We start from the raw sequence: 11,865 nt of genomic DNA on the forward strand, positions 1-11,865 counted from the left end.
GTTCATGCGTTCTTCGTCTGGCTTCCGGGCGGCGAAGCTCCCTCAAGCGGAGAGACTCGCATCGCGTGTGACGCGACAATGATGCGGGGGAGCCATCTTGCCGGCGTCTCGACGATCGGGCGCCTGCCGCCCGGAAACCATGGCCTGCCCGGTCTTGCGGCTCGCGCCGCCAAGATAGGGAAGGGTTTCGTTGTGCCTGGCTGTCAGCGCAGGCTGCTGGTGGCAGCGTCTTCCGCCGCCGAGGCGGACTGCTGGAGACTGTCGCCGGACAGCTTGACCTTCAGATTGTCGGTCATGAACTGGGTGCCAGCGGCAACCACGACGTCGCCCTGCTTGAGGCCGTCGGCAACCGCGACGCCATCGGCGGTGAAGTTCGCGATCTTGACCGGACGCGAATGCACGGTGTCGCTGCCGCGGTCCACGGCCCAGACGATCTTCTGGCCGTCCTTTTCAGCCAGGGCGCTGAGCGGGATCGAGACCAGCTGGGTCTTGCTGTCGATCGAGGCCTGCACGTTGGCGGTCATGCCGAGCAGCACGCGCGGATCGTTGGGAAGCGAGACGCGAACGGCGAAGGTACGCGACTGCGGGTCGGCGCTGCCGGCCACTTCGCGGACCTTGCCGGCAAGCGTCAGCGCATCGTCCGCCCAGAAGCTTGCCTTGACCTCCTTGCCCGGCCTGAAGCCGGCAATATCCATTTCCGGCACCGCGATCAGCACTTCCTTCTCGCCATCGACGGCAACCGTCATCACGGGCGTGCCGGCACCGACCACCTGGCCGACATCGGCACTGACCGCGGTGACGATGCCGTTCTCGCTCGCCTTGAGGTCGGTATAGTGGACCTGGTTCTGAGCCTGGGCGAGGGTCGAGCGGGCGGCATCGCGCGTCGCGACCGCCTGGTTGTAGGCCAGCGTCGCCTGCTCGAGCTGCGATTTCGGCGCGAAATTCTTGGCATAGAGCTGCTCGGCGCGCTTCCTGGCGAGATCCACCGTCTCGACCTGGCGCTCGGCGGCGTCAAGGCTCGCCGCGGCGCTTTTGACCGAAAGCTCGTAATCGGAGGGATCGATGCGGGCGAGGACGTCGCCCGAGGTGACATGCTGGCCGATGTCGACGAGCCTCTCGGTGACCTTGCCGGCAACGCGGAAGCCGAGATTCATCTCGGTGCGGGCACGCACCGAGCCGGAATAATCGAGCTGGCGGGTGGTCTGCGCCGCGCCGATCTCGACGACCTTGACGGGGCGGATGATATCCTTGACCTCCGCCTTCTCCTGGGAACAACCGGCAAGGCCGAGCGACGCGACGATCAGGCCGGCAACCGGCAGCCAGCGGATAATGGAATTGGACGAAGACACCTTAGCACTCCCAAACTGGAGATTGATTGTCGTTACCGGCGCCCGGCGGGCGGCGGCTACTTCTTCAAGGCCTTGATCGCATACTCGATGAGGTCGTCGGGCATCGCCCGGTTGGTCTTGGCAAGACACTGGGCCACCATCTGCGGGTGGCACAAAATGACCGTGGCGGCGCCGAAGCAGCGCGACGCAATCACCGGATCCTGCTCCCTGAATTCGCCGGCCGCGATGCCCTCGCGGATCACCTCGGCAAAAAGATCGTGGATACTGTCGACATGCTTGTCGATGACGCCCCAATCGCGCTCGAGGGCGACGATGACCATCTCATGGACCTTCTGGTCGTCGAGCATGACCTCCATGGTCATCTTGTACTGCGCGTGCACGTAGCGCCGCAGCCGTTCCTCGGCGCTGATCGGCAAATGCATGATCTCGTAGGCCATCCTGTAGCTGGCCCCGAGCATCCGGCCACAGACCGCCTGGTGGATTTCGACCTTGGACGCAAAGAAGCGATAGATGTTGGCTGGCGACATGCCGAGTTCGCGGGCAATGTCGGCGACATTGGTCTTGCCGTAGCCATAGTGCCGGAACAGGCGCTCGGCGCAATCGAGAATGCGCGTTACATTCTCCTGGCGAGCGGCATCGGCGACGAGGTTGGCGGTTTCGGACATAGCCTCTTTCGATTTACTAGTGATGAATTTTAATTTTCGTCACTCGTAAATCGAAAGGAACGCGATGTCAACGCGGATTCGGCGTACGCGTACAAAATGGTGACAGATGGTGACAGTCGCAGGTGTGCAATGACCGACGTTGCCGATTGCGAATGGCGCTCATCCCGTCATCATCAAGGGCGTAGCAAGGAGCGGAGCGACGCGCAGACTCTCAGAATCCATGCTGCGACCTCTGTCGAAAAATAAATCGGCTCAAAGGGTTAGGCCGACCAGCATCCACAATCTTGGAAGGCCATTGTCGGCCGTCGGATCACGGCTGCCGGGTCGCGGCATGGAGCCTAGGGCTCCGCGACGGAGCTTCGCTCCTGCAACGCTCTGGGATGACCAACTCGCGGATGCTGGTGCAAACTGCTACGAGTTGGCGCTGCCACTCTTCGCCATCTCCCTTAGCCGGAATTTCTGGATCTTCCCCGTCGAGGTCTTGGGAATCTCGGCGAACACCACCGCTTTCGGCAGCTTGAAGCGGGCAAGCAGCGCACGGCAATGCTCGATGATCTCGGCCTCGGTCGCTGTCTTGCCGGGCTTCAGCTCGACATAGGCGACCGGCACCTCGCCCCATTTCTCGTCCGCCCGCGCCACCACGCCGCAAGACGCAACGGACGGGTGCTTGTAGAGCGCGTCCTCGACCTCGATCGAGGAAATGTTCTCGCCGCCCGAAATGATGATGTCCTTGGAGCGGTCCTTGAGCTGGATATATCCATCCGCATGCATGACGCCGAGATCGCCGGAGTGGAACCAGCCGCCGGCGAACGCCTCGTCGGTGGCCTTGCGGTTCCTGAGATAGCCTTTCATGACGATGTTGCCGCGAAACATGACCTCGCCGATGGTCTGGCCGTCGGCGGGCGTCTGCGTCATCGTTTCGGGATCCATCACCGTGAGGCCTTCGAGCGCGGCGTAGCGGACGCCTTGCCTGGCCTTCCTCGTGGCCCTCTGCCCCTTCTCCAGATGATCCCACTCATTGTGCCATTCGTTCACCACCGCCGGGCCGTAGGTCTCGGTCAGACCATAGAGATGCGTGACGGCGAAGCCGGCATCGGCCATGCCGGTGAGCACCGCTTCCGGCGGCGGCGCGGCGGCCGTGTTGAAGGTGACGGCTTGCGGGAACTGGCGCTTGTCCTCATCCCTGGCGTTGATCAGCACCGACATGACGATCGGCGCGCCGCACAGATGGGTGACGTCATGGTCGGCGATGGCGTCGTAGATCTGCTTCGGCCGAACCCAGCGCAGACAGACATGGGTGCCGGCCTGGACGGCCAAGGTCCACGGAAAGCACCAGCCATTGCAGTGGAACATCGGCAGCGTCCACAGATAGACCGCATGCTTGGCCATGCCGGCATGGACGGTGTTGGCGTAGGCCATCAGGGCAGCACCCCGATGATGGTAGACGACGCCTTTCGGGTTGCCTGTCGTGCCCGAGGTGTAGTTGAGCGAAATGGCGTCCCACTCGTCGTCAGGCATCGACCAGGCAAAATTCCCCTCGCCCTCGGCGACGAAGGCCTCGTAGTCGAGAGTGCCGATGCGACCGCCCTTCGGATAGGGAGCGTCCGCGGCGTAGTCGGGATCGTCATAGTCGATGACCAGGGGCTTCACCTTGGCCAGGTCAAGCGCTTGCCGAACCACTTCGGAGAATTCGCGATCGACGATAAGCACTCTGGTCCCGGCATGGTCGAGCTGGAAAGCGATCACGGCGGCGTCGAGGCGAGTGTTGAGCGAATGCAGCACCGCCTTGGTCATTGGCACGCCGAAATGCGCCTCCAGCATCGGCGGCGTGTTCGACAGCATCACCGTCACCGTGTCGCCCTTGCCTATGCCGCGCCCGGCAAGCGCCGAGGCGAGCTGCAGCGAACGCCGCCAGAAATCGCGATACGTCACGCGCTGCCGGCCATGGATGATGGCGACATGATCGGGATAGGTCTTGGCTGCCCGCTCCAGATAGGTGAGCGGCGTCAGCGGCTGGTGGTTGGCAGCGTTCCTGTCGAGATCCTGTTCGTAAGGGTTGCCCATCGTGTCCTCCCCGTATGTCCCTTTGCCGACAAGTTCTAACCACAGGCTGGGGCCGCGTCACCAGCAACGATGCCACGACAAAGCGCGTCTGGCGCAATGATGATCTAGATTTGGCGCGCGTAAAGGCATCGCGTACCTCCGCGCGGTTTGACTTTTGTCGAGAGCCGTGACTAATGTCAGCCGAGGAGAAGGCATGGCGATCCGACCGGCAGAACAACTTATCCACAAGGCCGCCTGGCTCTATTATGCGCATGGCCTGCGCCAGGACCAGGTGGCGAGCCAGCTTAACATTTCCCGCGCCTCCGTTGCCATGTATCTGCGCAAGGCGCGAGAGACCGGCATCGTCAACATCTCGACCTCGACCCAGCTTTTCACCGACGACGTCATGGCGCGCAAGCTCGAGGATGCACTCGGTCTCGACGCGGTCTGGATCGCGCCGGAAAACGGCCATATCGCCGATCCCGCCACCGACATCGCGGTGCTGGCGGCGAGCGTCTTTCTCGAACTGGTGAAAAAAGGCGACCGCATCGGCGTCGCCTGGGGACGCACCGTCTACATGATCGCCGACATCATGTCCTACGCCGATCTCCAGGATGTCACCGTGGTGCAGCTCTGCGGCAATCTCGGCGCGCCCTATTCCTATCGTCCCGACCAGTGCACGATGGAGATCGCCCGGCGGCTCAACGCCAAGGGCATCAATTTCTACGCGCCGCTCGTGCTGACCACCGAAGAGCTGGCGCGCGGCCTGCGCGCCGAGCCTGTAATCCGCGAACAGCTGTCGAGCATCCACGAATGCGATCTGGCGCTGTATTCGGTCGGCGCCGTCGATGCCGACAGCCATCTGGTCAAATGCGGCGCGCTGACATCAGACGAAATGGCCGACCTGCGCAAGGCGGGCGCGGCCGGCGTCATTGCCGGGCAGATCATCGATGCCGAGGGCAAGGTGCTCGACTGCGGCTACAACCGGCGGGTGATCTCGGCGGAGCTTTCCTCGCTGCGCGCCATTCAGAAGCGGCTGATGGTGGTGCAGGAGAACAGCAAGTTCGAACCCCTGCTCGCGGCGATCGCCGGCGGCCTTTGCACGCATCTGGTGGTCGGCGCCGATATGGCGCAGCGGCTTCTGGATCATGCCGGAGCGCCAGGCAAAAAGGTATCCTAGAGACCATTCCTGCCGCGGCCGTCATCAAGGCGTCGTGGCATTCCTGTTTCACCACTATGACAGCAACTGGACGAAGCTAATGAAGAACCTGTGGAATGACGGCGACGCGGAGAAGATGGTTGCCGACTATGCAAAGAAAGGCGTCGGACGCGATCTCGCGCTGCGCGTCTACACGACGCGCCTGCTGGGCGGCGAACCGCGACTGGTGCTGCATGGCGGCGGCAACACTTCCTGCAAGACCAAGGCGACCGACCTCGTTGGCGACGAATGGGACGTGCTGTGCGTCAAGGGCAGCGGCTGGGACATGGCCGTCATCGAGCCGCAGGGCTTGCCGGCGGTGAAGATGGGCGCGCTCATCAAGGCGCGCGCGTTGGACAAGCTCTCCGACGAGGACATGGTCGCGCTGCAGCGGGCGAACCTCATCGATCCGTCCTCGCCCAATCCTTCGGTCGAGACTTTGCTGCATGCCTTCCTGCCGCACAAATTCGTCGACCACACGCACTCGACCGCCATCCTGGCGATCGTCGACCAGGAAGACAGCAAGCCGTTGGTGAAGACGGTGTTCGGGGCCAAGATGGGTTACGTGCCCTACATCATGCCGGGCTTCGACCTCGCCAAGGCGGCTGCCGACGTTTTCGACGCCGACCCTGATGTGGAAGGCCTGATCCTCGACAAGCACGGCATCTTCACCTTCGGCGACGACGCCAAGCAGGCCTACAACCGGATGATCCACTATGTGAATGTCGCCGAGGAGTATGTAGCCAAGCATGCCAAGCCCAAGGCGGCAAAGGCCGCGCTTCCGGCGAAGCTCGCGACGCCGGCTTCCATCGCTCCTATGTTGCGCGGCGCCGTGGCGGTGGCACGCGGCGAAGGCCGCTTCGACCGCATGATCAGCGATTTCCGCACCTCGGATGCGATCGTCGATTTCATCAATTCGGCCGAGATCGCCGACTACGCCGCGCGCGGCGTGTCGACGCCGGACCTATCGATCCGCATCAAGACCGGGCCGATGGCGGTGCCGGCGCCAGATGCGGACAAGGCCGGCGACTACAAGGCCGTCATCAAGAGCCATGTCGACGCCTTCGCCAAGGAATACCGCGCCTATTTCGACACCAATGACGCGCTCGACGACGTCAAACGCACCATGCTCGACCCGATGCCGCGGCTGACGCTGGTGCCAGGGCTCGGCATGTTCGGCCATGGCCGCACGCTCAAGGATGCCAGGATCGCTTCCGATGTCGGCGAAATGTGGATCGAGGCCGTGCGTGGCGCCGAGGCGGTCGGCCGTTTTCATCCGCTTTCCAAGGCCGACCTGTTCCCGCTCGAATACTGGTCGCTGGAACAGGCCAAACTCGCCTCCAACAAGCCGAAGCCGCTGACCGGCCAGGTCGTGCTGATCACTGGCGGAGCCGGTGCGATCGGCGCCGCGACAGCCAAGCTTTTCGCCGACAATGGCGCCCATGCGGTGGTCGTCGATCTCGATGGCGAAAAAGCCGCTGATGCGGCCAAGAAAGCGGGTAACAATTCGATCGGCGTCGCCGCCGACATCACCGATCCGGCGCAGGTGCGTGCCGCCTTCGACAGTGCGGTCGCCGTGTATGGCGGCGTCGACATAGTGGTGTCCAATGCCGGTGCCGCCTGGGAAGGCCGGATCGGCGAACTTGACGACGCGCTGCTGCGCAAGAGCTTCGAGCTCAATTTCTTCGCCCACCAGTCGGTGGCGCAGAACGCGGTGCGCATCATGCTCGAACAGGGTACCGGCGGCGCTCTCCTGTTCAACACCTCTAAGCAGGCGGTCAATCCGGGTCCGAAATTCGGCGCCTACGGCGTGCCGAAGGCGGCGACGCTGTTCCTGTCCAGGCAATATGCACTGGATTACGGCGCGCATGGCATCCGTTCCAACGCCGTCAATGCCGACCGCATCCGCTCCGGGCTGTTGACCGACGCCATGATCGCCAGCCGATCGGGCGCACGCGGCGTGTCGGAAAAAGAGTACATGTCCGGCAATCTGCTCGGCCAGGAGGTGACGGCGCAGGACGTGGCGCAGGCTTTCCTGCACCACGCGCTGGCCGACCGCACAACCGCCGACGTAACGACGGTCGACGGCGGCAATATCGCGGCGGCGCTGCGGTAGCACCGTCACGCACAGCGCAGACGGCAGGCTTGCAAGAACACCCGTTTGTAGCTACATTGTGGCTCAACAGTAAGGAGTCGCAACATGGCTACGGATACGGTTGTCCGCGCTCGAATTGATGCCGCGACAAAGGTCCAGGCTACCGAAGCCCTGGCGGCAATGGGACTGTCGGTCTCCGACGCCATTCGCCTGCTGCTGGTCCGCGTCGCCGCCGACAAGGAATTTCCCTTTCCGGTGAAGGTGCCGAACGCAACCACCCAAAAGGCCATTGCCGAATTGGAAAAAGGCAAAGGCAAGCGTTTCGCGTCAGCCGACGAATTGTTCAAGGATCTGGGCATCTGACATGCCGACGCCCGTTCACTCCGGGCAATTCCGCAGGGACGTTAAGCGCATGGAGAAGCGTGGCAAAGATCTCGATAAATTGCGCGAGTTGTTGGGCCTGCTCATCGCCGGACTGGAACTGCCGGCGCGTTATAAGGATCACCCTCTAAAAGGCGACTGGAAAGACTATCGGGATGCGCATGTAGAACCTGATTGGCTCTTGATCTACCGCATTGCCGACGATGAGCTGCGGCTTGCCCGCACCGGCTCCTACTCCGATCTGTTCAACGAATGAAGACAGCAAAAAAGCCGCCTGCAGTTGCTGCAAGCGGCTGTTCCAAGTGTGAGCGAATTGCAATATCGATTGGCCTACTTCGCGTTCGGGTTCGGCATCCAGGCCGGCATGGCGACATCGGCATGGGCGAACTGCGGCAGCTTGGCCGACAGGTCCTCCATATTCTTGATGTCCTTGTCGAGAAGGTCCTTCTGGGTGATCAGCGTCGGCGGCACGACGACGTTGTGTCCGGGGTCTTCGCCGGCCAGCAGCTGCGCCAGCGCACGCACCGAGACCTGGCCGACGACGGCCGGATTGGTGGCCGCGGTTGCCGCCCAGGCGCTGTCGGGCTCGCGCATCGCCGCAATGTCGGAGGTCGAGATGTCGGCCGAATAGATCTTGATGTCCTTGTTCAGGCCCGCCTCGTCGACGGCGATCTTCACGCCCTTGGCGAACTCGTCATAGGGAGCAAACATCACCTTGATGTCGGGATGGGCGGTCAGCACCGAGCGCGCCTGGTTGGCGACCGAGTTGGCGATCGGGTTGTCCAGCGTGCCGAACATGGCGACTTCGTTGATGCCCGAATATTTCTTCTTCACGTCGACCCATGTTTCATTGCGGCGGTCGAGCGGGGCTATGCCCGCGACATAGACATAGCCGGCCTTCCAGCTCTCGCCATTGTCCTTGACCGCCTGCTCGAGCGCGAGGCGCGCAAGGTCGCGGTCTGACTGCTCGATCTGCGGGATCTTGGGGTTTTCGACGTTGACGTCGAAAGCGACCACCTTGATGCCTGCGTCGACCGCGCGCTGGGCGGCGTCCTTCATCGATTCCGTCAGGCCGTGCTGGATGATGATACCCTGCACGCCGAGCGCGATGGCCTGGTCGACCATGTCGGCCTGGAGGGCGGCGTCCTGGCGGCTGTCGAGCACGCGCAGGTCGACGCCGAGGGCCTTGGCCTGCGCCTCGACGCCGGACAGATAGGCCTGGAAGAAGTCACCGGTCGAGAGATAGCGCACCAAAGCGATCTTGACGCCTGGCTTGTCGAACGGCGCCGGGCGATCGGCAGCCAGGGCCGTCCCTTGCACCAGCAACGCCGCGCCGGCGAGCCCGAGCGCTGCCTTGCCCAAAAGTCTTCTTGTGATGTTCACGTCGTTTCCTCCACTTGTTGAAATGCAACCCGGTCGAAATCTATGTCCTGCCCCTGCCGGAAAGAGCGAAGGTGAAGACAAGGGCGAAGACCAGAACGGCGCCCTTGATGAAATCCTGCGTGTAGTACGGCGCGTTCATCATCGTCAGGCCCTGCAGCAGGACACCGACGAAGACGGCGCCGACAGCCGTGCCGAACGCGTTCGGCTTGGCGGCGCCTAGCACCGCGTAGCCGATGAGCGCCGCGGCGACGGCGTCGAGCAGCAGATTATTACCCGAAGCGATGTCGCCGCGTCCAAGCCGGGCGGCGAGCAAAATACCGCCGATCGAGGCAAAAACTCCTGAAATGATATAGGCCCAGATTTTGTATGCCTTGACAGGCGCGCCGGCGAGTTCGGCGGCGCGCTCATTGGAGCCGACTGCATACATCATGCGGCCGAAGCGGGTGTATTCGAGGAAGAACCAGATCAGCACCGCGAGCACCGCCAGGACGACGACCGAGACCGGAACGAGATTGGGAATGAAGAAGTCGAAGCGGTGGCGGCCGAGCGCCAGGAACGCCTCGCCGAACTTGCCGTTGGCGACCGACCCGTCGGGCATGGTCATGCCCGTGGCGATCGAGCGGCCTTCGGTCGGGATGCGCTGCAGGCCGACCAGCAGGAACATCATGCCGAGCGTCGCCAGCAGGTCCGGCACGCGCATATAGACGATCAGCCAACCATTGATGAGCCCAACAATAACGCCGATCAGCAGGCAGACGATGACCGCGACGACAGCGTTCTGCTCCAGCACCACCATCACATAGGCCGCAGCCATCATGGCTGACGTGGCGACCGAGCCGATCGACAGGTCGAAGCCGCCAACGACCAGCGTGGCGGTGACGCCAAGCGCCAGCACGCCGGTGATAGCGACCGACTGGAAGATGAAGACCGCGCTTTGCGGCGAAATGAAACCGTCGGCGGCAATCGCGAAATAAGCGACGAGCCCAAACAACAGGACGATGAAACCGTAGCGGATGGCGTGGTTGCGCTGCGTCATTCAGCGCCCCCGCGCGCCGCTGCCGTTTTTACCCAACTCGAACCCATGCTCTCCATTCCAATTGTCATCGTCAGCTCTTCAATTCCAGCCGGTCAAGCCGCGCGGTGCGGCAGCCCGCCGGCCACCTCGGCCAGCAGGCGATCGAGATCGATGTCCGCGTTGCGGTGTTCGCCGACGATGGTCTGCTCCGACATCACCAGGATACGGTCGGCCGTCTCCAGCGCCTCGTCGAGTTCGGTGACGAACAAAAGCGTCGCGCGGCCATTGGCGCTTGCCCTCAGCTTGGCGGCGATGTCGCGCCTCGCAGAGATGTCGACGCCCTGAAACGGCTCATCGAGAATGAACAGGCTTGCATCCTGCGCCATCCAGCGGGCGACCATCACCTTCTGCTGGTTGCCGCCGGACAATGCCGACATTTCGTCCTTCTCGGAGCGGCAGACGATGCCCAATTCCTGGATCTGCCGGCGCGCCGTGGCGCGTTCCAGGCGGCGCTTGAGCACGCCCAGGTTCGACATCCTTCTCAGAAACGGCAGGCTGACATTGCGCTCGATGTTGAAGCCGCCGACGATGCCGCTAGTGGCGCGATCCTTGGCGACGAGGAAGACGCCGGCGGCGATCGCATCGCCGGCCGAGCGCGGCGCGTAGGGTTTGCCGTTCATCGTCATGGTGCCGGCGAGCGGCCTGCGCACGCCGAACAGCGTCTCGGCAAGTGCTGTCTTGCCGACGCCGACCAGCCCGGTGACGGCAACGACCTCGCCGTCGCCAAGCGTCAGCGATATCGGCCTGGCGCCCTGGGCGATACGCAGGCCCTCGACGGTCAGCACCGCCCGGGCCGAATGCCTGACGACGATCTGGTCGAGGTGGATCTTGCGGCCGAGCATGGCATTGACCGCGCCTTCGTAGTCGAGCGGCTTCTTGTCGAAGACGCCGGACACGGCGCCGTCGCGCATCGAGACGATGCGGTCGGCAAGCCGCCTTATGTCGGACATGCGGTGCGAGATATAGAGGATCGCCACGCCTTGCGCGCGCAGCCTGTCGACCAGCGCAAAAAGCCGATCGGCTTCGGCGCTCGATAGCGATGAGGTCGGTTCGTCGAGGATCAGCACTTTCGGCTGATGTGCCAGCGCGCGGGCAATCGCCACCATCTGGCGATCGGCCAGCGAGAGATCGCTGACGCGCGCCTTCAAGTCGATCGCCAGGTCCATGCGGTCGGCAACCGCCTTGGCCTCGCGACGCACACGGACCGGGTTGAAGAGCACCGGGGCGCCACTGCCGCTCAGCCTGTCCAATGTCAGGTTGGTCGCCACGTCAAGGTCGGCGACGACACCGTCATTGATGTTCTGGTGAACGGTGACGACGCCAGCGCGGATCGCTTCCGCCGGTCTTCCCGGCGCAAAGTCCTGGCCGGCCAGGGTCACGGTGCCGCCGTCGCGCTCGTAGACGCCGCTGACGATCTTGACGAGGGTGGATTTGCCGGCGCCGTTGGCACCCATCAGGACGGTCACTTCACCGGCATGGAGTTCGAGCGAGACGCCGCCAAGCACCTCGTTGCGGCCAAAGGATTTCCTCAGTCCCTCTACGCGGAACACGGCATTGCCGACCATGCGTTCCTCCCTGACGGTGACGCTATGGGCTACATCGGCAATTGTCAACACGATTGACAATTGCCAGAGCGCTACCTAGCTTGGCCCCGCCGCCGTGGCTCCGCTATTATA

At 63.3% G+C, this 11,865-nt stretch carries 10 protein-coding genes; 4 read left to right on the forward strand and 6 right to left on the reverse strand.

Annotated features, from left to right (window positions below; translation table 11 throughout):
- Positions 1-203: 203 nt before the first annotated feature.
- The 3 genes from FJ953_RS06480 to FJ953_RS06490 form a co-directional block, all read right to left on the reverse strand.
- Entirely contained in the window at positions 204-1,349 is a 1,146-nt protein-coding gene (locus FJ953_RS06480; protein WP_140623598.1) for an efflux RND transporter periplasmic adaptor subunit, read from the reverse strand.
- A gap of 56 nt (positions 1,350-1,405) precedes the next feature.
- Positions 1,406-2,014 (reverse strand): TetR family transcriptional regulator, encoded by a 609-nt coding sequence (locus FJ953_RS06485; RefSeq protein WP_140580697.1) that lies wholly within the window; start codon positions 2,012-2,014, stop codon positions 1,406-1,408.
- Positions 2,015-2,425: 411 nt separating this feature from the next.
- Complete coding sequence (locus FJ953_RS06490) at positions 2,426-4,078, reverse strand: acyl-CoA synthetase (protein ID WP_140623600.1); 1,653 nt, start codon at positions 4,076-4,078, stop codon at positions 2,426-2,428.
- A 193-nt stretch (positions 4,079-4,271) separates the two neighbouring features.
- Here FJ953_RS06490 and FJ953_RS06495 point away from each other — a divergent pair, with 193 nt between their 5' ends.
- From FJ953_RS06495 to FJ953_RS06510, 4 genes are all read left to right on the forward strand, one after another.
- The gene (locus FJ953_RS06495; RefSeq protein WP_140497839.1) at positions 4,272-5,237 is read left to right on the forward strand and encodes a sugar-binding transcriptional regulator; all 966 of its coding nucleotides are present in this window, start codon (positions 4,272-4,274) and stop codon (positions 5,235-5,237) included.
- Positions 5,238-5,316: 79 nt separating this feature from the next.
- Positions 5,317-7,371, forward strand: coding sequence for a bifunctional aldolase/short-chain dehydrogenase (locus FJ953_RS06500; RefSeq protein ID WP_140623601.1), 2,055 nt, complete (start codon positions 5,317-5,319; stop codon positions 7,369-7,371).
- An 84-nt stretch (positions 7,372-7,455) separates the two neighbouring features.
- Positions 7,456-7,713 (forward strand): type II toxin-antitoxin system RelB/DinJ family antitoxin, encoded by a 258-nt coding sequence (locus tag FJ953_RS06505; RefSeq protein WP_140514672.1) that lies wholly within the window; start codon positions 7,456-7,458, stop codon positions 7,711-7,713.
- A gap of 1 nt (position 7,714) precedes the next feature.
- Positions 7,715-7,987 (forward strand): type II toxin-antitoxin system YafQ family toxin, encoded by a 273-nt coding sequence (locus tag FJ953_RS06510; RefSeq protein WP_140514670.1) that lies wholly within the window; start codon positions 7,715-7,717, stop codon positions 7,985-7,987.
- A 74-nt stretch (positions 7,988-8,061) separates the two neighbouring features.
- Here the strand turns inward: FJ953_RS06510 and FJ953_RS06515 are convergent, their stop codons facing one another.
- The 3 genes from FJ953_RS06515 to FJ953_RS06525 form a co-directional block, all read right to left on the reverse strand.
- The gene (locus tag FJ953_RS06515; RefSeq protein WP_140623603.1) at positions 8,062-9,114 is read right to left on the reverse strand and encodes a substrate-binding domain-containing protein; all 1,053 of its coding nucleotides are present in this window, start codon (positions 9,112-9,114) and stop codon (positions 8,062-8,064) included.
- Between the two features lie 40 nt (positions 9,115-9,154).
- Positions 9,155-10,150, reverse strand: a complete 996-nt coding sequence (locus tag FJ953_RS06520; RefSeq protein WP_140623605.1) for an ABC transporter permease — start codon at positions 10,148-10,150, stop codon at positions 9,155-9,157.
- Positions 10,151-10,242: 92 nt separating this feature from the next.
- Complete coding sequence (locus FJ953_RS06525; RefSeq protein WP_140623607.1) at positions 10,243-11,754, reverse strand: sugar ABC transporter ATP-binding protein; 1,512 nt, start codon at positions 11,752-11,754, stop codon at positions 10,243-10,245.
- Between the last annotated feature and the right edge of the window lie 111 nt (positions 11,755-11,865).

It is taken from the genome of Mesorhizobium sp. B2-3-6 (assembly GCF_006442305.1).
GTDB lineage: Bacteria > Pseudomonadota > Alphaproteobacteria > Rhizobiales > Rhizobiaceae > Mesorhizobium.